This is a genomic window from Pseudomonas sp. Sample_23, assembly GCF_004307595.1.
GTDB lineage: Bacteria > Pseudomonadota > Gammaproteobacteria > Pseudomonadales > Pseudomonadaceae > Aquipseudomonas > Aquipseudomonas atacamensis.
Genome location: NZ_RCNX01000035.1, coordinates 144,728 through 168,977 on the forward strand (window position 1 = coordinate 144,728; position 24,250 = coordinate 168,977).

The following is a 24,250-nucleotide window of genomic DNA, read 5'->3' on the forward strand; positions in this document are numbered from 1 at the left end:
CCATCGGAACATGGCTTTGTAAGTCAGTTCCGGGTGGAAACCAATAAAAAATTGGTACCCCATCTGAAAAGAGGCTGCGCGCGTTAGCGGGCAGCCTCTTTCGGGCGACAGTTGAAAAACCGTCTTATTGCTTGGCGGCAGCCAGCTGGGCAGCAACTTCTTCAGCGAAGTTGTCGACCGGCTTCTCGATGCCTTCGCCTACTTTGAAGTAGGTGAAGGAAACGATTTCAGCACCGGCTTTCTTGGCCAGTTCGCCAACCTTGACTTCAGGGTTCTTGACGAACGCCTGCTCGACCAGGCTCGCTTCTGCCAGGAACTTGCTGATACGGCCCTTGACCATGTTCTCAACAATGTTTTCTGGCTTGCCTTTGATCTTTTCTTCGTTCAGCTGCAGGAACACAGCTTTCTCACGCTCGATCGCTTCGTCGGAGACTTGCGAAGGCAGGAGGAACTCAGGGTTGCTTGCAGCAACGTGCATAGCGATGTCTTTGGCCAGTTCGACGTCACCGCCTTTCAGGACAACAGCAACACCGATCTTGTTACCGTGCAGGTAAGTGCCGACAACGTCACCTTCTACGCGTACCAGACGACGGATGTTGACGTTCTCGCCGACTTTGGCAACCAGAGCTTCACGAGCCGATTCCTGAGCGGCGATCAGCGGAGCTGCGTCGGTCAGTTTTTCGTCGAAAGCTTTTTCTACGCTGGCAGCAACGAAGTTCTTGAAGTCGTCTTGCAGGGCCAGGAAGTCGGTCTGCGAGTTGACTTCCAGCAGCACGGCTGCCTTGTCATTCGATTTGATGGCGATTGCGCCTTCAGCGGCAACGTTGCCAGCTTTTTTCGCAGCCTTGATCGCGCCCGAAGCACGCATGTCATCAATGGCTTTTTCGATGTCGCCGTCAGCCTTTTCCAGGGCTTTCTTGCAATCCATCATGCCTTCGCCGGTACGCTCGCGCAGTTCTTTGACCAACGCTGCAGTAATTGCTGCCATTTTCAAATTCCTCTTGGATAGGTTTTCAACCATTCCACCCGATCGAACGGGCGTTCAATTCTTCCCGAACCACCCATGTTGGCTGCCGCACATGACAAATACAGACGTGGGCGCCGACAAATGGTTTTCGAGGTGGCAAAAAGGGGGCCAAGCCCCCTTTTTGCTTACTGAGTCAACGCCAGGGGCGTCGATTACTCAGCTGCAGCCTGAGTTTCTTCAGCTGCGAATTCTACAGTACCGCCAGCAACGTTGTTGCGGCCGCGGATAACTGCGTCAGCCATCGAACCCATGTACAGCTGGATAGCGCGGATGGCGTCATCGTTGCCTGGGATGATGTAGTCAACGCCTTCCGGGCTGCTGTTGGTATCGACAACGCCGATGACCGGGATGCCCAGCTTGTTGGCTTCGGTGATCGCGATGCGCTCGTGGTCAACGTCGATCACGAACAGTGCGTCTGGCAGACCGCCCATGTCCTTGATGCCGCCCAGCGAACGATCCAGCTTCTCAAGATCACGGGAGCGCATCAGCGCTTCTTTCTTGGTCAGCTTGGCGAAAGTACCGTCTTCGGCTTGAACTTCAAGGTCACGCAGACGCTTGATGGAAGCACGAATGGTCTTGAAGTTGGTCAGCATGCCGCCCAACCAGCGGTGATCGACGTACGGCGAGCCGCAACGTGCTGCTTCTTCAGCAACGATCTTGCCAGCGGAACGCTTGGTGCCGACGAACAGAATCTTGTTTTTGCCCTGGGCCAGACGCTCTACGAAAGTCAGAGCTTCGTTGAACATTGGCAGGGTTTTTTCAAGGTTGATGATGTGAATCTTGTTACGCGCGCCGAAAATGTACTTGCCCATTTTCGGATTCCAGTAACGGGTTTGGTGACCGAAGTGCACACCGGCCTTCAGCATATCGCGCATGTTGACTTGGGACATGATAGTTCCTTGATAAGTCGGGTTTGGCCTCCACGTATCCCAATGACCAACCAGAGGCATAAAGCCCAAGGCACCCAGGTCATCGTGTCGACACGTGTGTGGATTTAAGCTTTTCGGGGCATCCCCGGAAAGCGGCGCATTTTATACCACAGGGTGCGCAGAAACGGAACCCGGAATCTGTATTCGCACCAGGGACACGGGCGCAGCCCCCTTGGAATCGGCTCGATGGGCACCATTGTATAGACAGAAGCTGGACATGCAGGCGCGGATTTGCGCCTCCCGTCTGGTAGAATCGCGTTTTTCAGGGTCGCAAAATGTACGCTTGCCACCCAATTCGTATCCGTAAGCGCCGCCGAGCGCAGAGAGAGCCTGTATGACCGTCAACCTCAAAACCCCCGAGGACATCGCTGGCATGCGTGTCGCCGGCAAACTGGCCGCCGATGTGCTGGAAATGATTGCCGAACATGTCAAACCGGGCGTGACCACCGATCAGCTCAACCAGATCTGCCACGACTACATCGTCAATGTGCAGCAGGCCATCCCTGCCCCGCTCAACTACAAGGGCTACCCGAAGTCGATCTGCACTTCGATCAACCATGTGGTCTGCCACGGCATCCCTAACGACAAGCCGCTGAAAAACGGCGACACCCTGAACATCGACGTCACGGTGATCAAGGACGGCTACCACGGCGACACCAGCCGCATGTTCCACGTCGGCGAAGTGCCGGTCTGGGCCGAGCGCCTGTCGCAGGTCACCCAGGAATGCATGTACAAGGCGATCGAGATCGTCAAACCCGGCTGCCGCCTCGGCGACATCGGCGAAGTCATCCAGAAGCACGCGGAAAAGAACGGTTTCTCGGTGGTGCGCGAGTTCTGCGGTCACGGCATCGGCAAGGTCTTCCACGAAGAACCGCAGATTCTGCACTACGGTCGCGCCGGCACCGGCATGGAACTGAAGGCTGGCATGACCTTCACCATCGAGCCGATGATCAACCAGGGCAAGGCCGACACCAAGGTTCTGGGCGACGGCTGGACCGCGATCACCAAAGACCGCAAGCTCTCGGCACAGTGGGAACACACCCTGCTGGTCACCGACACCGGCTACGAGATCTTCACCTTGCGCAGCGATGACACCATCCCGCGTGTCTCGGCCTGACACCCAGAACGCTCCCAGCCTATAGAAGGAAAGCCAATCGATGCCGCAGGTGGATCCCGAACTCTTCGACCGCGGCCAGTTCCAGGCTGAACTGGCCCTCAAAGCGAGTCCTATCGCGGCGTTCAAGAAGGCGATCCGCCAGGCCCGCGAGGTCCTCGACACGCGTTTTCGCAATGGCCGCGACATCCGCCGGCTGATTGAGGACCGCGCCTGGTTTGTCGACAATATCCTGCAAAAGGCCTGGGAGCAGTTCAACTGGAGCGAAGACGCCGACATCGCTCTGGTGGCGGTGGGCGGCTACGGTCGCGGCGAACTGCACCCCTACTCTGATATCGATCTGCTGATTCTGCTCGACAGTGCCGACCACGAAGTTTTCCGCGATTCCATCGAGCGTTTTCTGACGCTGCTTTGGGACATCGGTCTGGAGGTCGGCCAGAGCGTGCGCTCGGTCGACGAATGCGCAGAAGAGGCCCGCGCCGACCTGACTGTGGTCACCAATCTGATGGAAAGCCGCACCATCTGCGGCCCCGAGCGTCTGCGCCAGCGCATGCTCGACGTCACCAGCACCGCGCACATGTGGCCGGCCAAGGAGTTCTTCCTGGCCAAGCGTGCCGAGCAGAAGGCTCGCCACCACAAATACAACGACACCGAGTACAACCTCGAACCGAACGTTAAAGGCTCGCCCGGTGGCCTGCGCGATATTCAGACGATCCTTTGGGTCGCCCGCCGTCAGTACGGCACCCTGAACCTGCGCGCCCTCGCTGGCGAAGGCTTTCTGGTCGAAAGCGAAAACGCCCTGCTCGCCTCCTCCCAGGAATTCCTCTGGAAAGTGCGCTACGCGCTGCACATGCTCGCCGGCCGCTCCGAAGACCGCTTGCTGTTCGATCATCAACGCACCATTGCCGGCCTGCTCGGCTTTGAAGGAGACGACGCCAAACAGGCGGTCGAAAACTTCATGCAGCAGTATTTCCGCACGGTGATGAGCATCGCCCAACTGAGCGATCTGATCATCCAGCACTTCGAGGAAGTCATCCTCGCTCCGGAAGACGAAGCGCCGCCGCAACCGATCAATTCGCGCTTCCAGTTGCATGACGGTTACATCGAAGCGCGCAATGACAACGTGTTCCGCCGCACGCCGTTCGCCATGCTGGAGATTTTCGTGCTGATGGCCCAGCAGCCGGAAATCAAAGGCGTGCGCGCCGACACCATTCGTCTGCTGCGTGAACATCGGCACCTGATCGATGACAACTTCCGCAACGATATCCGCAACACCAGCCTGTTCATCGAGCTGTTCAAGTGCAAGATCGGCATCCACCGCAATCTGCGGCGGATGAACCGTTACGGCATTCTCGGCCGTTATCTGCCGGAGTTCGGTTTTATCGTCGGGCAGATGCAGCACGACCTGTTCCACATCTATACCGTCGATGCGCACACGCTGAATTTGATCAAGCACCTGCGCAAACTGCAGTACACCCAGGTCTCGGAGAAATTTCCGCTGGCGGCCAAGCTCATGGCCAAGCTGCCCAAGCCTGAGCTGATCTACATGGCCGGTCTGTATCACGACATCGGCAAGGGCCGGCATGGCGATCACTCGGAGATCGGCGCGGTCGATGCCGAGGCGTTCTGCCAGCGTCACCAGTTGCCGGTATGGGACAGCCGCCTGATCGTCTGGCTGGTGCAGAACCATTTGGTGATGTCCACCACTGCGCAGCGCAAGGATCTGTCCGACCCGCAGGTGATCCACGATTTCGCCCAGGCGGTCGGCGACGAAACCCGCCTCGACTACCTCTACGTGCTGACCGTGGCCGACATCAACGCTACCAACCCGACGCTGTGGAACTCATGGCGCGCCAGCCTGCTGCGCCAGCTTTATACCGAGACCAAGCGCGCCCTGCGCCGGGGTCTGGAAAACCCGGTGGATCGCGAAGAACAGATCCGCCAGACGCAAAGCGCGGCGCTGGACATTCTGGTGCGCGGCGGCACCGATCCGGACGACGTCGAGCAGCTGTGGGCGCAATTGGGCGATGACTATTTCCTGCGTCACACCGCCGGCGATGTAGCCTGGCACAGCGACGCGATCCTGCAGCAACCGGTTGATGGCGGGCCGCTGGTGCTGATCAAGGAAACCACCCAGCGCGAGTTCGAGGGCGGCACGCAGATCTTCATTTATGCACCGGACCAGCATGACTTCTTCGCCGTGACCGTGGCGGCGATGGACCAGCTCAACCTGAACATTCACGATGCCCGGGTCATCACCTCGAGCAGCCAGTTCACCCTCGACACCTACATCGTGCTCGACAACGAAGGCGAATCGATCGGCGACAATCCGGCGCGGATCAAGCAGATCCGCGAAGGCCTGACCGAAGCGCTGCGCAACCCGGACGACTACCCGACGATCATCCAGCGCCGGGTGCCGCGTCAGCTCAAACACTTCGCCTTCGCTCCGCAGGTCACCATTCACAACGACGCCCAGCGTCCAGTGACCGTGCTGGAGCTGACCGCGCCCGACCGGCCGGGCCTGCTGGCGCGGGTCGGGGGGATTTTCCTCGAGTTCGACCTGTCGCTGCAGAACGCCAAGATTGCGACCCTGGGCGAGCGCGTGGAAGACGTGTTCTTCATCACCGACGCGCACAACCAGCCGCTGTCCGATCCGCTGCTGTGCAGCCGTCTGCAGGATGCGATCGTCGAACAGTTGAGCGTCAATCAGGAACCGGATATCAAACTTTCGCGGATCAGTATCTGAATCACCCGTTTATTCCCGTGAATGCAGCCCATGCTTTCCTCCGGTACATACAATCCCCTGTGGCGAGGGGATTTATCCCCGTTCGGCTGCGAAGCAGTCGTAAAACCTGTGTATGCGGACAGTAAGTTGAACCGCAGTGAATGGTTTTTGGGGCCGCTGCGCAGCCCAACGGGGATAAATCCCCTCGCCACAGAAAGCTCTTGAGCATTTAAAAGAGGCCCCCATGAACAACGCTTTGAACCAGCTCCAGCCGTACCCGTTCGAAAAGCTCCGCGCCCTGCTCGGCAGCGTTACGCCGAACCCGGACAAACGCCCGATCGCCCTGTCGATCGGCGAGCCGAAACACCGTTCGCCGAGCTTTGTCGCCGAAGCGCTGGCGAACAGTCTGGATCAGATGGCGGTGTACCCGACCACCCTCGGCATCCCGGCCCTGCGCGAAGCCATCGCCGGCTGGTGCGAGCGTCGTTTTGGTGTGCCGAACGGCTGGATCGATCCGGCGCGCAATGTGCTACCGGTCAACGGCACCCGTGAAGCGCTGTTCGCCTTTACCCAGACCGTGGTCAATCGGGGCGACGATGCGCTGGTGGTCAGCCCGAACCCGTTCTATCAGATCTACGAAGGCGCCGCGTTCCTCGCCGGGGCCAAGCCGCATTACCTGCCATGCCTGGATGAAAACGGCTTCAACCCGGACTTCGACGCAGTAGCGCCGGAGATCTGGCAGCGCTGCCAGATTCTGTTCCTGTGCTCGCCGGGCAATCCGACCGGCGCGCTGATTCCGGTCGAGACCCTGAAGAAACTGATCGCCCTGGCTGATCAGTACGACTTCGTCATTGCCGCCGATGAGTGCTACAGCGAACTGTACTTCGACGAGCAAACTCCACCGCCGGGCCTGCTCAGCGCCTGCGTCGAACTGGGCCGCAATGACTTCAAGCGCTGCGTGGTCTTCCACAGTCTGTCCAAGCGCTCCAACCTGCCGGGCCTGCGTTCAGGCTTCGTTGCCGGCGATGCCGACATACTCAAGGGTTTCCTGCTCTATCGCACTTACCACGGCTGCGCGATGCCGGTACAGACTCAACTGGCCAGCGTTGCCGCGTGGAATGACGAAGTGCATGTGCGCGCCAACCGCGCGCTGTATCGCGAGAAGTTCGATGCGGTGCTGAACATTCTCAGCCCGGTCATGGACGTACAGCGCCCGGATGGCAGCTTCTATCTGTGGCCGAATGTGCAGGGCGATGATGCGGCGTTCTGCCGCGATCTGTTCGAGCAGGAGCATGTGACCGTGGTGCCGGGCTCGTACCTGTCTCGCGATGTCGATGGCGTCAATCCGGGGGCGGGCCGCGTGCGCATGGCGCTGGTTGCGCCGTTGGCTGAATGTGTCGAGGCCGCCGAAAGAATACGCGCATTCGTAACTCGCCAACAGTAACTTTCAAGAGTCCGCATCAGGCCACCTGATGCGGACTAAAAAAAGAAACGCTACCTTACAACCCCCTCCTTTACTCCTCAATACACTAACTAATAACCTACCCCCCGCAATAACCAACTTACAAACTACAAGTTTTTAACCACTAACTTGCATTCAACCCTGGATAAAAACCTCAAAGGAATTGACCATGTACAAAACCAGACCCTGTCTGAATCTTGAAATAGAAGATCCAGTTGCCAGCTTTCGAGCGGCCATCAATGAAAACTCAAAAAATATTTCGTACACCAACAACTCAGGCCTGACCTCCCGGACCATGGCACTCAATGCAAAGTGTTGGCACCCGAGCCGCCATCTGACCATTTCGTTTATGGACAACCCACCCGCCTCGCTGAAAGAAGCGATAAAGAGCCATATATGGGAATGGGCGGACTATGTCAGCCTCACCTTTAGCTTCATCGATAGTAAAGACGGCGTAATCCGAATTACAACCGACACTACTCAAAACGCTTCGCAAATTGGCACCGACGCACTAACAGTCGCGGCAGGAAAACCCACGATGTTCATATACGCGCGACCGGGAGATGCGGATTTTCGCACGGTAGTAATACACGAGTTCGGTCATGCGCTCGGTTTTCATCATGAGCATCTGCACCCTGATGCGAACATTCCCTGGAACAGACCGAAGGTCTATCAGGAATATGCGGAAAAATGGGGAATGGATAAGCAAAGCGTGGACCTGAACATTTTTACACCGATAGACGAGGCGATCACCGTCACCCCATACGATCCGACTTCAATCATGCATTATCCTGTCGAGAAGGAACTAACCGATGGGAAGTTTGAGATACCGATGAACACGGAAATAAGTTGGCAGGACAAACGCATCTGCGCACATTTTTATCCGATCGAAATTCCTGACGGCGGCTCTTGCGAATCCCCTTGAATCGCCATCAGGAATCATCTCGTGCTACGACTTGACCTGGCCCAGATTGGCCTCGCTCAAATCCAGTTCCCCGAGCACTTCTCGCAACACGTCATCACCGATCTGGTGCTGACGACTGAGGCTGTAGAGTTCCAGACGCTGCGCGCGCAGCGCTTTCAAGCGCAAACGCCGTTCAAGCAGATCCATCTGGAATGCCAGCGCCTGAGCCTCGGCGGAATCATTGAACACATCAAGTTGATGGCGATATTCGGACATGATCCGCGCCTTGAGCTCCGCTGCCAGCGCCGCTTGAGCGGCATCCTGCGGGACCACTTCTTCGCTTTCCAGCGAGTGAATCGCCGCTTCGGCTGTCTTGCGCCAAGCGTCGCGCACTTCCTGACGACGCTTGTCGTCAGGACTTTTGTCGATGCCGCGCAGCAGCAAGGGCAGCGCGATACAGGCCGAGACCAGCGACAGCAGAATCACCCCGGCAGCAATGAAGATCAGCAAGTCGCGCTCAGGAAAAGCCTCGGCGCCGATCAGCATCGGCACCGACATCACGCCTGCCAGCGTCACTGCCCCGCGCACACCGCCCACCGTCAGCAACCAGCATGAACGCGCCGTCGGCACTTGGGTCAGCTCGCCCTTGCCGCGCAGTCGGCGCAGCAACACCGACAAGCGCCAGATGCTCTGCACCCAGATGAACCGCAGCAGCACCAGCGCGACGAAAATCGCCAGCACATCGAGGCAGCGATAGAACAGCGTTGGCCACAGCGTCGGCTCATGGCTGACCACCGCCTTGATGATGTCTGGCAATTGCAGGCCAAGCAGCAGGAAGATCAAGCCATTGAACGCAAATTCGAGCAGCGCCCAGACGCTGCGATTAAGCAATCGCGTGCTGGTCTGGCGCGGCAGCAGGTCGAGCCAGCTTTGCATCATCCCCGCCGCCACCGCCGAAAGAATGCCCGAAGCGCCCAGACGTTCAGCCAGTACGTAAGCGGCGAACGGCAGCAGCAACATGAACACCACGTGAGTGGCCGGATCGTCCCAGCCGCGGGCGATCATCCACGCGCGCAGGCGCCCGACCAGCCAGCTCAACGCTACACCCACAGCCAGGCCACCGAGCGCCACCGCGACGAAGGTCAGACTGGCATTGGTCAACGAAAACACGCCCGTGACCGCTGCAGCGAGGGCGAACTTGAAGGTCACCAGGCCTGAGGCGTCATTCATCAGCGCCTCGCCCTGAAGGATGTGCATCAGCGGCGTGGGGAGACGGTTCTGCGAAATCGCTGAAACCGCCACGGCGTCCGTTGGCGATAAAACCGCTGCCAGGGCAAAGGCCACTGGCAGCGGAATCGTTGGCAACAGCCAATGAATGAAATAACCGGCACCGACCACGGTGAACAGAACAAGGCCGACCGCCAGGGTCAGGATCGGTCCACGCAATTGCCAGAAGGCGCGTTTGGGCATGCGCCAGCCATCGGAAAACAACAACGGCGGCAGGAACAGAAACAGGAACAATTCGGGATCGAGGGCGACGTGCAGGCCAAGCGTCGGCCAGGCGAGCAAGGCACCGGCAGCAATTTGTACCAGCGGCAACGGCAGCGGGATGACCCGCCCGACCAGTCGCGAGACGCTGACCAGCATCAGCAGGATGAGGACGGTGTAAGCAGTTTGCATAAAACCAGAATCTCAGGCGATCGACAGCGTTGAACTGCCATATTAGCGCCTTAGGCTGTGGCTGACCGTTGCACCTATGTCGCAGGGCCGCAAGCGACACCCTTGTGGGAGCGAGCCTGCTCGCGAATGCGGTGTGTCATTCAGCACAGAAATTGACTGACAGGCCCCCTTCGCGAGCAAGCTCGCTCCCACAGGTTTCACAGCGTTACGACAACCGTGGCCGACGAAACCGTCCGGTCATGGCATAATCCGTCACCATTTTTTTCCAGCACCTGTAAAGGGGGCGATTCCTTGGCCGTTTCAAGTAAAACGTTGCACCTTTTCGGCATCAAAGCCTGCGACACCATGAAAAAGGCGCGCACCTGGCTCGATGAACACGCTGTCAGCTATGACTTTCACGATTACAAGACCGCCGGCATTGACCGTGAGCACCTGACCCAATGGTGCGACGAGCACGGCTGGCAAACCGTGTTGAACCGCGCCGGCACGACCTTTCGCAAACTCGACGACGAACGCAAAGCCGATCTCGACCAAGCGAAAGCCATCGAACTGATGCTCGCACAACCCTCGATGATCAAGCGCCCGGTGCTCGATCTCGGTGACCGAACCCTGATTGGCTTCAAGCCAGATATCTACGCGGCCGCTCTGAAGTAAGCAGCCCGTCACTCTTTGTAGAGGTATTCACATGTCCAATTCCCTGTTCAGCATCGCCTTTGGTGTCGGCACCCAGAACCGTCAAGGCGCATGGCTGGAAGTGTTCTACGCCCAGCCACTGCTCAACCCTTCGGCCGAACTGGTCGCGGCTGTTGCGCCGATCCTCGGTTACACCGAAGGCAACCAGGCCATCACCTTCACCACCGCCCAGGCTGCGCAACTGGCTGAAGCCGTCAAAGGCATCGACGCCGTGCAAGGCAAGCTGCTGACCCGCCTGGCCGAAAGCCACAAGCCGCTGGTCGCCACGCTGCTGGCCGAAGACGCGCAACTGACCTCCACGCCTGAGGCCTACCTCAAGCTGCATCTGCTCTCGCACCGTCTGGTCAAGCCGCACGGCGTGAGCCTGGCCGGTATCTTCCCGCTGCTGCCGAACGTGGCGTGGACCAGCCAGGGCGCGATCGACCTGAGCGAACTGGCGGAAATGCAACTCGAAGCACGCCTGCGCGGCGAGCTGCTGGAAGTGTTCTCGGTGGACAAGTTCCCGAAAATGACCGACTACGTGGTACCGGCCGGCGTGCGTATCGCTGATGCTGCACGTCTGCGTCTGGGCGCCTATGTCGGCGAAGGCACCACCGTGATGCACGAAGGTTTCATCAACTTCAACGCTGGCACCGAAGGCCCGGGCATGATCGAAGGCCGCGTTTCCGCTGGCGTCTTCGTCGGCAAGGGTTCGGACCTGGGCGGCGGTTGCTCGACCATGGGCACCCTGTCGGGCGGTGGCAACATCGTGATCAAGGTCGGCGAAGGCTGCCTGATCGGCGCCAACGCCGGTATCGGTATTCCGTTGGGCGACCGCAACACTGTGGAATCGGGCCTGTACGTGACCGCTGGCACCAAGGTTGCGCTGCTCGACGAAAACAACAATCTGGTCAAGGTTGTGAAAGCACGTGAGCTGGCCGGTCAGACTGATCTGCTGTTCCGTCGCAATTCGGAAACCGGTGCTGTGGAATGCAAGACCCACAAATCGGCGATCGAACTGAACGAAGCGCTGCACGCTCACAACTAAGCGCTGTAGGCCTGTGGGAGCGAGTCTGCTCGCGAAGCTTTTGGCGTCCTCAAGGACGCTTTCGCGTGCAGGTTCGCTCCCACAAGGTTTGGCGTACACCCCGCCCAATTTCACAGGGCTGAACCCATGATGATCCCCTCCCCCTGGCGCGCCGATTTCCCGGCCATCGCCGCGCTGCAACGGCAAGACCAGACCTATCTGGACAGCGCCGCCACCACGCAAAAACCCCAGGCCCTGCTCGACGCACTGACGCATTACTACGCCAACGGCGCGGCCAATGTGCATCGTGCGCAACACCTGCCCGGTGCCCACGCGACGCAAGCGTTCGAAGACAGTCGGCGCAAGGTTGGCCAATGGCTGAATGCCGGTGACAGCGGGCAAATCATCTTCACCCACGGCGCCACCAGCGCGCTGAATCTGCTGGCTTATGGTCTGGAGCCTCTGTTTCAGCCGGGCGATGAGATTGTCATCAGCGCCCTGGAGCATCACGCCAACCTGCTGCCGTGGCAGCAACTGGCGCAACGTCGCAACCTGAAACTGGTGATCCTGCCGCTGGATGCCGACGGCCTGATCGACCTCGGCGCTGCCGTACACCTGATCGGCCCGCGCACGCGTTTGTTGGCGGTCAGCCAGTTGTCCAATGTGCTCGGCGCCTGGCAGCCACTGACCGCTTTGCTGGGCATGGCCAAGGCGCAGAACGCGCTGACCGTGGTCGATGGTGCGCAAGGTGTGGTGCACGGTCGGCATGATGTACAGGCGCTGGGTTGCGACTTCTATGTATTTTCCAGCCACAAACTCTACGGCCCCGATGGCCTCGGCGTGCTGTTCGGGCGCAACGCTGCGCTGGAGCAATTGCAGCATTGGCAGTTCGGCGGCGAGATGGTGCTCGACGCCAACTACCAGGATTCGCGCTTCCGCCCGGCGCCGTTGGGGTTCGAGGCAGGCACACCGCCGATCGCCAGTGTCATCGGCCTCGGAGCGACCCTCGACTACTTGGCCGGTTTGGATCAGGACGCCGTATCTGCCCATGAAGCGGCACTGCACGACTATCTGCTGCGCGGCCTCGCCGCACGCAACGGCATTCGCCTGCTCGGCAAGCCGCAACTGGCGCTGGCCAGTTTTGTCGTCGAAGGCGTGCACAACGCTGATCTGGCGCACCTGCTCACCGAACAAGGCATTGCCGTGCGCGCGGGGCATCACTGCGCCATGCCATTGATGAAAAGCTTCGAACTGGCCGGCGCGATTCGCGTGTCGCTGGCGCTGTATAACGACTCGGAAGATCTGGAGCGCTTTTTCGAGGCGCTGAATCAGGCGCTGGAGATGTTGCGATGAGCCTGCCGGTTGAAGCGGCTGAGGCGCTGCAGATCTTTCAGAATGCGGCTGGCTGGGAACAGCGGGCGCGGTTGCTGATGCAGTTCGGCGATCGCTTGCCGGCGCTGGATGACGCGCAAAAGTGCGAGGCCAACCGGGTGCATGGCTGTGAGAGTCAGGTGTGGCTGGTCGGGGATTTGCGCGACGGACACTGGCAGTTCAAGGCAAGCAGCGATGCGCGGATGATTCGCGGGTTGGTGGCGTTGCTGCTGTTGCGGGTCAACGGCTTGTCGGCGGCTGATATAAAGCAAATCGATTTGCCGGATTGGTTTAATCAGCTCGGCCTGTCCCGCCAGCTATCGCCATCGCGCAGCAATGGCCTCAATGCCGTGCTTCAGCGGATGAATGAGTTGGCTCGCTGACTGATCGTTCCCACGCTCTGCGTGGGAATGCCTCAACGGACGCTCCGCGTTCGGCTCTGGATGGGACGCGGAGCGTCCCGGGCTGCATTACCACGCGGAGCGTGGGAACGATCAAATACCTTCAGGCTTGAGGCTTGACCCGGTCCGCCGGGCGCCGAACACCAGCGACAATCTTGTCCACAGCCTTGGTCGCCGCGACCATGCCAAATGTCGCGGTAACCATCATCACCGCGCCAAACCCGCCGGCGCAGTCGAGCTTCACGCCATCGCCGACAAAACTCTTCTGCAGACAAATGCTGCCATCCGGTTTCGGGTAGCGCAGCTGTTCGGTGGAAAATACGCACGGCACGCTGTAGTGGCGGGTCACGGTGCGGGAGAAGCCGTAGTCACGACGCAAGGTCGAGCGCACTTTCGAAGCCAGCGGATCGTTGAAGGTGCGGTTCAGATCGCAGACCTGAATCAGCGTCGGATCGATCTGCCCGCCCGCGCCGCCGGTGGTGATGATCTGGATCTTGCGGCGTTTGCACCAAGCGATCAGCGCTGCTTTGGCATTGACCGCATCAATGCAGTCGATCACGCAGTCGATGTTCGGCGTGATGTATTCGGCCATGGTGTCACGGGTAACGAAATCGGCCACGGCGTGCACCGTGCAATCGGGGTTGATCCCGCGCAGCCGCTCGGCCATCACCTCGACCTTGGGTTTGCCGACGGTGCTGTCCAGCGCATGCAGCTGGCGGTTGGCATTGCTGACGCAGACATCGTCGAGGTCAAACAGCGAAATCTCGCCCACCCCACACCGGGCCATGGCTTCCGCCGCCCAGGAACCGACGCCACCGACGCCGACGATCGCCACATGGGCGGCGCGCAAGCGTTCCAGGCCTTCGATGCCATACAAACGGGCGATGCCTGCAAACCGCGGATCTTCTGTACTCATGACCATTACCCCAAAAACCGGCGCGCATTATAGGGCTACGCAGCGACAAGTTTTAAGCTGCAAGCGACAAGTGTAAGAACTTAAGTCAGAGGCGGCTGCCCAATGTCAGGCATTTTCCCGTCAGTTGTACGGCTGGTTAACCGCCGGTGTAGGATGCGCGCCCCTCGGGCGTCTATCCGACCGATCCTTCGTTCCACAGCCTTTGGAACCCGAAACAGATATGTCATCGCGTAAATTTGGACTCAACCTGGTGGTGGTGCTGGCCATCGCTGCCTTGTTCACCGGTTTCTGGGCGCTGGTCAATCGCCCGGTCACGGCGCCGAACTGGCCGCAGCAAATCTCCGGCTTCTCGTATTCGCCATTCCAGCAGGGGCAATTCCCACAGAAGGATCAGTATCCGTCTGACGACGAAATGCGCCGTGACCTGGAAATCATGAGCAAGCTGACCGACAACATTCGTATCTATTCGGTCGACGGCTCGCTGGGAGACATCCCGAAACTGGCTGAAGAATTCGGCCTGCGCGTCACCCTCGGCATCTGGATCAGCCCGGACCAGGAACGCAACGAACGGGAAATCACCAAAGCCATCGAACTGGCCAACACCTCGCGCAGCGTCGTGCGCGTGGTGGTCGGCAACGAGGCGCTGTTTCGCGAGGAAATCACCCCGGAAGCGCTGATCGTTCTGCTGGATCGGGTGCGCGCTGCGGTCAAAGTACCGGTGACCACCTCCGAGCAATGGCACATCTGGGAGAAATACCCGCAACTGGCCAAGCACGTTGACCTGATCGCCGCCCACGTCCTGCCCTACTGGGAATTCATTCCGGTGGACAAGGCCGGCCAGTTCGTCTTCGACCGCGCCCGCGATCTGAAAAAACTGTTTCCGAAAAAACCGCTGCTGCTCTCCGAGGTCGGCTGGCCGAGCAACGGTCGCATGCGCGGTGGCGCCGATGCCTCGCCGGCAGATCAGGCAATTTATCTGCGCACACTGGTCAACAAGCTCAATCGCCAAGGCTTCAACTACTTCGTGATCGAAGCGTTCGATCAGCCGTGGAAGGCCAGCGATGAAGGTTCGGTCGGCGCCTACTGGGGCGTGTTCAACGCCGCGCGCCAGCAGAAATTCAATTTCGAAGGCCCGGTGGTGGCGATTCCGCAATGGCGCGTGCTGGCCATCGGCTCGGTGGTGCTGGCGCTCCTGTCGCTGACCCTGCTGATGATCGACGGCTCAGCCCTGCGCCAGCGCGGTCGCACGTTCCTGACGTTTATCGCGTTCCTCTGCGGTTCGGTGCTGGTGTACATCGGTTACGACTACAGCCAGCAATACAGCACGTGGTTCAGCCTCACGGTCGGATTTCTCTTGGCGCTCGGTGCGCTCGGGGTATTCATCGTCCTGCTCACCGAGGCCCATGAACTGGCCGAAGCGGTGTGGATTCACAAGCGCCGTCGGGAATTCCTGCCGGTGCTGGGCGATTCTGATTACCGGCCGAAAGTGTCGATCCATGTGCCGTGCTACAACGAGCCGCCAGAGATGGTCAAACAGACCCTCGACGCACTGGCCGCACTCGATTATCCGGACTTCGAAGTCCTGATCATCGACAACAACACCAAGGACCCGGCGGTGTGGGAACCGGTGCGCGATTACTGCGCAACCCTCGGCCCGCGCTTCAAGTTCTTCCACGTTTCGCCGCTGGCCGGTTTCAAGGGCGGCGCGCTGAATTACCTGATTCCGCACACCGCCAAGGATGCCGAGGTCATTGCGGTGATCGACTCCGATTACTGCGTGCACCCGAACTGGCTCAAGCACATGGTGCCGCACTTCGCCGACCCGAAAATCGCCGTGGTGCAGTCGCCGCAGGATTATCGCGACCAGAACGAAAGCACCTTCAAGAAGCTGTGCTACGCCGAATACAAGGGCTTCTTCCACATCGGCATGGTCACCCGCAACGACCGTGACGCGATCATTCAGCACGGCACCATGACCATGACCCGCCGTTCCGTGCTGGAGGAATTGGGCTGGGCTGACTGGTGCATCTGTGAAGACGCCGAACTCGGCCTGCGCGTATTCGAGAAAGGCCTGTCGGCGGCGTATTACCACGACAGCTATGGCAAGGGTCTGATGCCGGATACGTTTATCGACTTCAAGAAACAGCGTTTCCGCTGGGCCTATGGCGCGATCCAGATCATCAAGCGCCACACCCGCAGCCTGCTGCGCGGCAAGGACACCGAACTGACCCGTGGTCAGCGCTATCACTTCCTCGCTGGCTGGCTGCCGTGGGTCGCCGATGGCATGAACATCTTCTTCACCGTCGGCGCGTTGCTGTGGTCGGCGGCGATGATCATCGTGCCGCAGCGGGTCGATCCGCCGTTGCTGATTTTCGCGATCCCGCCGCTGGCGCTGTTCGTGTTCAAGGTCGGCAAGATCATCTTCCTTTATCGCCGCGCCGTCGGTGTGAATCTGAAGGATGCGTTCTGCGCGGCACTGGCGGGGCTGGCGTTGTCGCACACCATCGCCAAAGCGGTGCTGTACGGTTTCTTCACCAGCAGCATTCCGTTTTTCCGCACGCCGAAAAACGCCGACAACCACGGTTTCTGGGTGGCGATCAGCGAGGCTCGCGAGGAGCTGTTCATCATGCTGTTGCTGTGGGGCGCGGCGCTGGGGATCTTCCTCGTGCAGGGCATTCCGAGCAATGACATGCGCTTCTGGGTAACCATGCTGCTGGTGCAGTCGCTGCCGTATCTGGCGGCGCTGATCATGGCGTTCCTGTCGTCGCTGCCCAAACCTGTGGCCAAGGCTGAGCCGGCACCGGTCGTCTAAATCCGCAACGCAGCACTAAACGGCGGCCAATGGTCGCCGTTTTGCTTTAAGATAACCGCCATTTTGCGGGCGCGCTCCTATCCCTGTGGGAGCGAGCTTGCTCGCGAAGGCTTTGTAACATTCAACCCTTATGTTGCCTGTTACACCGCTTTCGCGAGCAAGCTCGCTCCCACATTGGCCTCGCTCAAATTCATGATCCGGAGTTTTCCATGACGGCCCACGCCGACCTATCGCCGACCCTTCAACTGGCCATCGACCTGATCCGCCGTCCCTCCGTAACCCCGGTCGATGCCGACTGCCAGAAGCAGATGATGCAGCGCCTGGGCGATGCCGGTTTCACCCTGGAGCCGATGCGCATCGAAGATGTGGATAACTTCTGGGCCACTCATGGCAACAACGACGGCCCGGTGCTGTGCTTCGCAGGCCACACCGACGTGGTGCCGACCGGTCCGGTTACCGCATGGCAGATCGATCCGTTCAATGCCGTGATCGACGAACATGGCATGCTCTGCGGCCGTGGCGCGGCAGACATGAAAGGCAGCCTGGCATCGATGACAGTCGCCGCTGAACGCTTTGTCGCCGATTACCCGAACCATAAAGGCAAGGTCGCGTTCCTCATCACCAGCGACGAAGAAGGCCCGGCGCATCACGGCACCAAGGCTGTCGTCGAACGTCTGGTCGCGCGCAACGAGCGCCTGGACTGGTGCATCGTTGGCGAACCGTCGAGCACCACCCTGGTCGGCGATGTGGTGAAAAACGGCCGTCGCGGCTCCCTCGGCGCCAAGCTCACGGTCAAAGGCGTGCAGGGCCACGTGGCCTACCCGCATTTGGCGAAGAACCCGATCCACCTCGCCGCTCCGGCGCTGGCAGAGCTGGCCGCCGAGCACTGGGACCACGGTAACGACTTCTTCCCGCCGACCAGTTTCCAGATTTCCAACCTCAATTCCGGCACCGGCGCGACCAACGTGATCCCGGGTGATCTGGTGGCGGTGTTCAACTTCCGTTTCTCCACCGAATCGACCGTCGAAGGCCTGCAGAAACGCGTTGCCGACATCCTCGACAAGCATGGTCTGGACTGGCACATCGACTGGGCACTGTCCGGCCTGCCGTTCCTCACCGAACCGGGCGCGCTGCTCGACGCGGTATCGTCGAGCATCAAGGACATCACCGGTCGCGAGACCAAGGCGTCGACCAGCGGCGGCACCTCCGATGGCCGTTTCATCGCGACCATGGGCACGCAAGTGGTTGAACTGGGCCCGGTCAACGCGACCATCCACCAGGTCAACGAGCGCGTGCTGGCAGCCGATCTCGACGTGCTGACGGAAATCTATTACCAGACTCTGATCAAGTTGCTCGCCTGATGCTCGCGTGCCCGATCTGCAATGAACCGCTCAATGCGGTAGAGAACGGCGTGGTCTGCCCCGCCGGGCATCGGTTTGACCGTGCGCGTCAGGGTTATCTGAACCTGTTGCCGGTGCAGCACAAGAACAGCCGCGACCCCGGCGACAATCAAGCGATGGTCGAGGCGCGGCGTGATTTCCTCAACGCCGGGCATTACGCGCCAGTGGCCAAACGTCTGGCTGAGTTGGCGGCGAGTTATGCGCCAGAGCGCTGGGTCGACATCGGTTGTGGCGAGGGTTACTACACCGCGCAAATCGCAGAGGCTTTGCCCAATGCTGACGGCTACGCGCTGGACATTTCCCGCGAAGCCGTCAAACGCGCCTGCAAGCGCAACCCGGCGATTACCTGGTTGATCGCCAGCATGGCCCGTGTGCCATTGGCCTCAGGCAGTTGCCAATTTCTCGCCAGCGTCTTCAGTCCGTTGGATTGGGAGGAAGCCAAGCGTCTGCTCAGCGCCGGCGGCGGGCTGATGAAAGTCGGCCCGACCCGTGGCCATCTGATGGAATTGCGCGAACGCCTGTACGACGAAGTGCGCGAGTACACCGACGACAAGCACCTGGCCCTGGTGCCGGCAGGCATGGCCTTGGCGCACAGTGAAACCCTGGAATTCAAGCTGACGCTGGACAAGCCCGAGGATCGCGCCAACCTGTTGGCAATGACGCCCCACGGCTGGCGCGCCAGTGCCGAGCGTCGCGCGGCGGTGATCGAGCAGGCCGAGCCGTTCGAGACCACCGTGTCGATGCGCTACGATTATTTCGTTCTTCAATAACTTTTGGTCTCGGGCACAGGCCCGGGGCCGGCTAAATCCGCGAATGGATTTTTCAGACCCGCAGTGAGGACATCCATGCGCCAACCGGACATCGAGATTTACCTGAAAGACGCCGACGTCGACCACAAGGCCATCGCCGCCTGGCTCGGCGCCGCGCTGGGCCCGTGCAGCGACTGGGTACAGAAGGGCCAGACGTACAAGTGCAAGGCCGGCAACGTGCCGGTGACCTGGCTGCCGAAAGCCGTGGGCAAGTGGAATAGCCTGTTCCTGGAAAGCGACCAGACCCCATGGGACGACGACATCGCCTGCGCCCGCGCAGCCTTCGCGGCACTGAACGTCGAGGTGCGCTGCGCACCGGGAACGTGGGTCGAAGAAGAAGGTGAAGAAACCGCTGATCGCTGGATTCGCATCAGCGAAGACGGGGAAGAAGAAATCACCTGGAAGACCGCGTAACCAGGGCAACGTAGAGCCCACGTGGGAGCGAGCCTGCTCGCGAATGCGCAGTGTCAGTCGATATGAATGGTGACTGATACACCGCATTCGCGAGCAGGCTCGCTCCCACAGTGGTTTTTGGCGTTCTGGAGGTTTGTGTTACAGACCTACAACATCCTCAGCCTGCAATCCCTTCTCGCCGGTGATCACCGCGTACTCAACCTGTTGACCTTCGGTCAGCGAGCGGTGCCCTTCACCGCGAATCGCGCGGTAGTGCACGAACACGTCCACGCCGTCGTCGCGCTGGATAAAGCCATAGCCTTTGGCGTCGTTGAACCACTTCACGTTGCCGGTTTCGCGTGTTGCCATCTGTTCATACTCCTTTTTTATTATTGAACGGGCTTTTCGCAGGAAAGCCTTCGAGGAACGTCAGCCTGCGTCCGACGTCCATGACAGGGCACCGGCAACAGAGCGCCGAGTATATGACAGGTGCGAAAACTCTCAACAGGAGATTACTTCGGTGCTTTTTTGCCGATTTTCGCCTAATACGGCAAACTGTCCGCCCCGAGCGCCTGCTCGGTTTTATTCACTCACGCAGAAGCCGTATGACCCGTTCCCCGTTCCGCCGTCTTGTGTTTGGCACCCTGCGCCGCCTGTTGTATCTCTGGGTTCGCTCCGAGACCATCAATCAGTCGTCGTTCACTCTTAACCTCGACCGCAGTCGTCCGGTGTTCTACGTCCTGCAAAACCCTTCGCTGACCGATCTGGCGGTGGTTGACACAGAGTGCACCAAGGCCGGTTTGCCACGCCCGGTGCTGGCGGTGTCGGTGGGTTCACTCATCGAACCAGCGGCGTTTTTCTATTTGACGCCGGACCCGGACTGGCTCGGTCGCCAGGACAAACGCGGCGCGCCGCCGACTCTCACCCGTCTGGTCAGCGCGCTGACTCAGAATGCTGCCGAAGACGCGCAGATCATTCCGGTCAGCGTGTTCTGGGGCCAGTCCCCGGACAGCGAAAACAGTCCGTGGAAACTGTTGTTCGCCGACAGCTGGGCAGTCACCGGACGCCTGCGCCGGCTGCTGAGCATCATCGTCCTCGGGCGTAAAACCCGCGTGCAGTTTTCCGCGCCGATCCACCTGCGCGAACTGATCGATCACAATAAGGGCCACGAGCGCACCGTGCGCATGGCCCAGCGCATCCTGCGCGTGCACTTCCGCAATCTCAAAGCTGCGGTGATCGGCCCGGACATTTCCCACCGGCGCAATCTGGTCAAAGGCCTGCTCAACCAGCCGCTGGTCAAACAGGCGATCCTCGACGAAGCCGAGCGCGAGAAAATCTCCCCGGAGAAAGCCAAGGCCCAGGCCCTGCGCTATGGCAACGAAATCGCCTCGGACTACACCTACACCGCGATCCGCTTTCTCGAAGTGGTGCTGAGCTGGTTCTGGAACAAGATCTACGACGGCATCAAGGTCAACCACATCGAGGGCGTGCAGAACGTCGCGCAAGGTCACGAAGTGATCTACGTGCCGTGCCACCGCAGCCACATCGATTACTTGCTGCTCTCGTATCTGCTGTTCCGCAACGGCCTGACCCCGCCGCACATTGCCGCCGGGATCAACCTGAACATGCCGGTGATCGGCAGCCTGCTGCGTCGCGGCGGTGCGTTCTTCATGCGCCGCACCTTCAAGGGCAATCCGTTGTACACCTCGGTGTTCAACGAATACCTGCACACCCTGTTCACCAAAGGTTTTCCGGTGGAGTATTTCGTCGAGGGCGGTCGCTCGCGCACCGGGCGCATGCTGCAACCGAAAACCGGCATGCTCGCGATCACCCTGCGCAGTTTCCTGCGTTCGTCGCGGATGCCGATCGTCTTCGTGCCGGTGTACATCGGATACGAGCGCGTGCTCGAAGGCCGCACCTACCTCGGCGAACTACGTGGGGCGAGCAAGAAAAAAGAATCGATCTTCGACATTTTCAAAGTGATCGGCGCGCTCAAGCAGCGCTTTGGCCAGGTCGCGGTGAACTTCGGCGAGCCGATCAAACTGGCGGAATTCCTCGACGCCGAGCAACCGGACTGGCGCCGGCAGGAGCTCGGCCCGCAGTTCAAACCGGCGTGGCTCAACGAAACCACCAACCGCCTCGGCGAGAAAGTCGCCCGGCATCTGAACGAAGCGGCGGCGATCAATCCGGTGAATCTGGTGGCGTTGGCTCTGCTGTCGACCACGCGTCTGGCCCTGGATGATCGCGCCATGGCGCGGGTGCTGGACCTGTATCTGGCGCTGCTGCGCAAAGTCCCGTATTCGCCGCACACCACCTTGCCGGAAGGCGATGGCCGGGCGCTGATCGAGCATGTGAAAGACATGGATCTGCTCGCCGAGCAGAACGATGCGCTGGGCAAGATTCTGTATCTGGACGAGCAGAACGCGGTCCTGATGACTTACTACCGCAACAACGTCCTCCACATTTTCGCTCTGCCGTCGTTGCTGGCGAGTTTCTTCCAGAGCACCTCGCGCATGAGCCGCGAGCAGATCCTGCGCTACACCCGCGCGCTGTATCCGTACCTGCAATCGGAGCTGTTCATCCGCTGGAGCCTGGACGAACTCGACGCGGTGATCGATCAGTGGCTGGAAGCGTTCGTCGAGCAGGGCCTGCTGCGTTTCGAGAAGGACGTTTACATGCGCCCGGCGCCGAGTTCGCGGCATTTCGTGCTGCTGACGCTGCTGTCTAAAAGCATCGCGCAGACCCTGCAGCGCTTCTACATGACCGTATCTTTGCTGCTCAACAGCGGCCAGAACAGCATCAGCGCCGAAGAGCTGGAAGATCTGTGCACAGTGATGGCCCAGCGCCTGTCGATCCTCCATGGTCTCAATGCGCCGGAATTCTTCGACAAGAGTCTGTTCCGCCACTTCATCCAGACCCTGCTCGACCTCGACGTCCTGCGCCGCGACGAAGCCGGCAAGCTCAGCTACCACGAACTGCTCGGCGAGCTGGCCGAAGGCGCGGCCAAGCGCGTGCTGCCAGCGGAGATTCGCCTGTCTATCCGCCAGGTCGCGCTGCACCGCAGTGAAGATGCGGCGGATCAGATCACGCCACAGCCTGAGGCTTGAAGCCTTAGACCTGTGGGAGCGAGCCTGCTCGCGAAGACGGAATGTCAGTCGACATTTAGTTTGACTGACCCAGCGCTTTCGCGAGCAGGCTCGCTCCCACATTGAAAGGAGATTCTCCCATGAAAAAATTGCTGACCCTCGCCTCCGCCACCCTGCTCAGCGCCTGCCAATCAACCACACCCGCCGGCAAGGCCAGCCTCGACGGCGAAGTCTTCTACCTGCAACGCATCGCCCTGCCCCCGAGCGCGACCCTGAGCGTGAGCCTGCAAGATGTGTCGCTGGCCGATGCAACGGCCATCGTCCTCGCCGAACAGAAAGGCCCGATCAAAGGCCAAGTGCCGCTGCCATTCCATTTGAGCTACGATTCGGCGCAGGTCAAATCCGGCCACCGTTACTCGGTCAGCGCGCGCATTGAAGTCAACGGCGAGCTGATGTTCATCACCACCGAAAACCACGCCGTGCAACTCGACGGCAACGACCCGCAGCCGCTGAAAATCCGCGTCGACGCCGTTCGTTAATCCATTTTTCGCCACAAGGAAGCCGCCATGCGCCGCCCTACCCTTCGCTTCGCCGCCGCCTGCGCCGGTCTGCTGATCTCCGCCAACGCCTTGGCCTTGTCGCTCAACGACCTGTCGCAACAAGACGCCACCGGCGGCCTCAAGGACGCCCTGACCCAAGGCGCACAGATCGCCGTGAAACAACTCGGCACCCCGGGTGGCTTCAGCAATAACCCCGAAGTGAAAATCGAACTGCCAGGCAAACTCGGCAAAGCCGCGAGCAAGATGAAAGCCTTCGGCATGGGCGCCCAGGTCGAAGAACTGGAAACCGCGATGAACAAAGCCGCCGAATCCGCCGTGACCCAGGCCCAGCCAATCCTCGTCGATGCAGTGAAGAAAATGAGCGTGGCCGACGCCAAAGGCATCCTCAGCGGCGGCAACGATTCGGCGACCCAATACCTGAACAAATCCAGCCGCGAACAGATCCGCGCGAAATTCCTGCCCATCGTCAAGCAAGCCACCGACAAGGTCGGCGTCGCGCAGAAGTACAACACCTTTGCAGGTCAAGCTGCGGCTTTCGGTGTCGTCGACGCCAAGAGCGCCAACGTTGAAAGCTACGTCACCGAACAGGCACTCAATGGTTTGTTCGAGATGATCGGCAAGCAGGAAGAAACAATTCGTCAGAACCCGGCCGCTGCGGCGACGAGTCTGGCGAAGAAGGTGTTTGGTACGTTGTAATTTCCGAACCCAAAAAAAGCCCGCTCAACTTCCTCGGTTCAGCGGTTTTTTTTGCGCATCCGCTTTGTGGATCGACCGGACCGAGGACACGATTCACCGCAGTTCAGCAAGGGAAATCCTCTGCCGATGCGCAGTCATAGCGGGAAGTCGGGCTGATTACCAGAGCAACGTCGGCTTGAGATACCGAGTCAGTATCCGCAAAAGAAACAGATCAAAAGCCCCTCACCCTAGCCCTCTCCCGGAGGGAGAGGGGACTGACCGAGGTG

General features: G+C 60.0%; 20 protein-coding genes and 1 pseudogene. 15 read left to right on the forward strand and 6 right to left on the reverse strand.

Features of this window, described 5'->3' with window-relative positions; all coding sequences use genetic code 11:
• Nucleotides 1–124: 124 nt before the first annotated feature.
• On the reverse strand, nt 125–988 hold the full coding sequence (tsf, locus tag D8U82_RS08755; protein ID WP_016771476.1) for a translation elongation factor Ts: 864 nt from the start codon (nt 986–988) through the stop codon (nt 125–127).
• 191 nt (nt 989–1,179) lie between these two features.
• A complete protein-coding gene (gene rpsB, locus D8U82_RS08760) occupies nt 1,180–1,917 on the reverse strand; it encodes a 30S ribosomal protein S2 (protein WP_003222119.1) in 738 nt (245 codons plus the stop codon).
• A 373-nt stretch (nt 1,918–2,290) separates the two neighbouring features.
• Here rpsB and map point away from each other — a divergent pair, with 373 nt between their 5' ends.
• From map to D8U82_RS08780, 4 genes are all read left to right on the forward strand, one after another.
• The gene (map, locus tag D8U82_RS08765) at nt 2,291–3,073 is read left to right on the forward strand and encodes a type I methionyl aminopeptidase (protein WP_016771477.1); all 783 of its coding nucleotides are present in this window, start codon (nt 2,291–2,293) and stop codon (nt 3,071–3,073) included.
• Between the two features lie 40 nt (nt 3,074–3,113).
• On the forward strand, nt 3,114–5,816 hold the full coding sequence (locus D8U82_RS08770) for a [protein-PII] uridylyltransferase (protein WP_016771478.1): 2,703 nt from the start codon (nt 3,114–3,116) through the stop codon (nt 5,814–5,816).
• A 223-nt stretch (nt 5,817–6,039) separates the two neighbouring features.
• Nucleotides 6,040–7,239: a succinyldiaminopimelate transaminase gene (dapC, locus tag D8U82_RS08775; protein WP_125925188.1), complete on the forward strand. Its 1,200-nt coding sequence runs from the start codon at nt 6,040–6,042 to the stop codon at nt 7,237–7,239.
• A gap of 187 nt (nt 7,240–7,426) precedes the next feature.
• A complete protein-coding gene (locus tag D8U82_RS08780) occupies nt 7,427–8,182 on the forward strand; it encodes a M12 family metallopeptidase (protein ID WP_125917998.1) in 756 nt (251 codons plus the stop codon).
• A gap of 24 nt (nt 8,183–8,206) precedes the next feature.
• Here the strand turns inward: D8U82_RS08780 and D8U82_RS08785 are convergent, their stop codons facing one another.
• Nucleotides 8,207–9,841, reverse strand: a complete 1,635-nt coding sequence (locus D8U82_RS08785; protein WP_125925187.1) for a Na+/H+ antiporter — start codon at nt 9,839–9,841, stop codon at nt 8,207–8,209.
• A gap of 102 nt (nt 9,842–9,943) precedes the next feature.
• Nucleotides 9,944–10,042 (reverse strand): annotated as a pseudogene (locus D8U82_RS28415) (metal ABC transporter ATP-binding protein); the annotation flags it as partial.
• Between the two features lie 90 nt (nt 10,043–10,132).
• On the opposite strand from D8U82_RS28415, the gene D8U82_RS08795 reads away from it, so the two are divergent.
• The 4 genes from D8U82_RS08795 to D8U82_RS08810 all read left to right on the forward strand — a co-directional run bounded on the left by D8U82_RS08795 (nt 10,133) and on the right by D8U82_RS08810 (nt 13,294).
• Nucleotides 10,133–10,495 (forward strand): ArsC family reductase, encoded by a 363-nt coding sequence (locus D8U82_RS08795; protein ID WP_038860603.1) that lies wholly within the window; start codon nt 10,133–10,135, stop codon nt 10,493–10,495.
• Between the two features lie 31 nt (nt 10,496–10,526).
• The gene (dapD, locus tag D8U82_RS08800) at nt 10,527–11,561 is read left to right on the forward strand and encodes a 2,3,4,5-tetrahydropyridine-2,6-dicarboxylate N-succinyltransferase (protein ID WP_041478134.1); all 1,035 of its coding nucleotides are present in this window, start codon (nt 10,527–10,529) and stop codon (nt 11,559–11,561) included.
• 126 nt (nt 11,562–11,687) lie between these two features.
• Nucleotides 11,688–12,893 carry a cysteine desulfurase gene (locus tag D8U82_RS08805; protein ID WP_130902041.1) on the forward strand — a complete coding sequence of 402 codons (1,206 nt, stop codon included), beginning with the start codon at nt 11,688–11,690 and terminating at the stop codon, nt 12,891–12,893.
• A complete protein-coding gene (locus D8U82_RS08810; protein ID WP_016771483.1) occupies nt 12,890–13,294 on the forward strand; it encodes a SufE family protein in 405 nt (134 codons plus the stop codon). Before D8U82_RS08805 ends, D8U82_RS08810 begins: the two co-directional genes overlap by 4 nt.
• Before the next feature lie 121 nt (nt 13,295–13,415).
• Here D8U82_RS08810 and tcdA read toward each other — a convergent pair whose 3' ends face one another.
• Nucleotides 13,416–14,234: a tRNA cyclic N6-threonylcarbamoyladenosine(37) synthase TcdA gene (gene tcdA / locus D8U82_RS08815; RefSeq protein ID WP_039762445.1), complete on the reverse strand. Its 819-nt coding sequence runs from the start codon at nt 14,232–14,234 to the stop codon at nt 13,416–13,418.
• 214 nt (nt 14,235–14,448) lie between these two features.
• Between tcdA and D8U82_RS08820 the strand changes: the two genes are divergently transcribed.
• The 4 genes from D8U82_RS08820 to D8U82_RS08835 all read left to right on the forward strand — a co-directional run bounded on the left by D8U82_RS08820 (nt 14,449) and on the right by D8U82_RS08835 (nt 19,663).
• Nucleotides 14,449–17,040, forward strand: a complete 2,592-nt coding sequence (locus tag D8U82_RS08820) for a glycosyltransferase (RefSeq protein ID WP_056783195.1) — start codon at nt 14,449–14,451, stop codon at nt 17,038–17,040.
• 209 nt (nt 17,041–17,249) lie between these two features.
• Nucleotides 17,250–18,401, forward strand: a complete 1,152-nt coding sequence (dapE, locus tag D8U82_RS08825; RefSeq protein ID WP_016771486.1) for a succinyl-diaminopimelate desuccinylase — start codon at nt 17,250–17,252, stop codon at nt 18,399–18,401.
• Nucleotides 18,401–19,210: a putative RNA methyltransferase gene (locus tag D8U82_RS08830; RefSeq protein ID WP_130902042.1), complete on the forward strand. Its 810-nt coding sequence runs from the start codon at nt 18,401–18,403 to the stop codon at nt 19,208–19,210. Before dapE ends, D8U82_RS08830 begins: the two co-directional genes overlap by 1 nt.
• A gap of 75 nt (nt 19,211–19,285) precedes the next feature.
• Nucleotides 19,286–19,663: a hypothetical protein gene (locus tag D8U82_RS08835; RefSeq protein WP_122610710.1), complete on the forward strand. Its 378-nt coding sequence runs from the start codon at nt 19,286–19,288 to the stop codon at nt 19,661–19,663.
• Between the two features lie 138 nt (nt 19,664–19,801).
• On the opposite strand, the gene D8U82_RS08840 is transcribed toward D8U82_RS08835, so the two are convergent.
• Complete coding sequence (locus tag D8U82_RS08840) at nt 19,802–20,011, reverse strand: cold-shock protein (protein ID WP_016771489.1); 210 nt, start codon at nt 20,009–20,011, stop codon at nt 19,802–19,804.
• Between the two features lie 236 nt (nt 20,012–20,247).
• Here D8U82_RS08840 and plsB point away from each other — a divergent pair, with 236 nt between their 5' ends.
• The 3 genes from plsB to D8U82_RS08855 all read left to right on the forward strand — a co-directional run bounded on the left by plsB (nt 20,248) and on the right by D8U82_RS08855 (nt 23,984).
• Nucleotides 20,248–22,749 (forward strand): glycerol-3-phosphate 1-O-acyltransferase PlsB, encoded by a 2,502-nt coding sequence (plsB, locus tag D8U82_RS08845; RefSeq protein WP_130887774.1) that lies wholly within the window; start codon nt 20,248–20,250, stop codon nt 22,747–22,749.
• A gap of 119 nt (nt 22,750–22,868) precedes the next feature.
• Nucleotides 22,869–23,267 carry a YbaY family lipoprotein gene (locus D8U82_RS08850; RefSeq protein ID WP_130902043.1) on the forward strand — a complete coding sequence of 133 codons (399 nt, stop codon included), beginning with the start codon at nt 22,869–22,871 and terminating at the stop codon, nt 23,265–23,267.
• Nucleotides 23,268–23,294: 27 nt separating this feature from the next.
• The gene (locus tag D8U82_RS08855; protein WP_130887773.1) at nt 23,295–23,984 is read left to right on the forward strand and encodes a DUF4197 domain-containing protein; all 690 of its coding nucleotides are present in this window, start codon (nt 23,295–23,297) and stop codon (nt 23,982–23,984) included.
• The last annotated feature ends 266 nt before the right edge of the window (nt 23,985–24,250 follow it).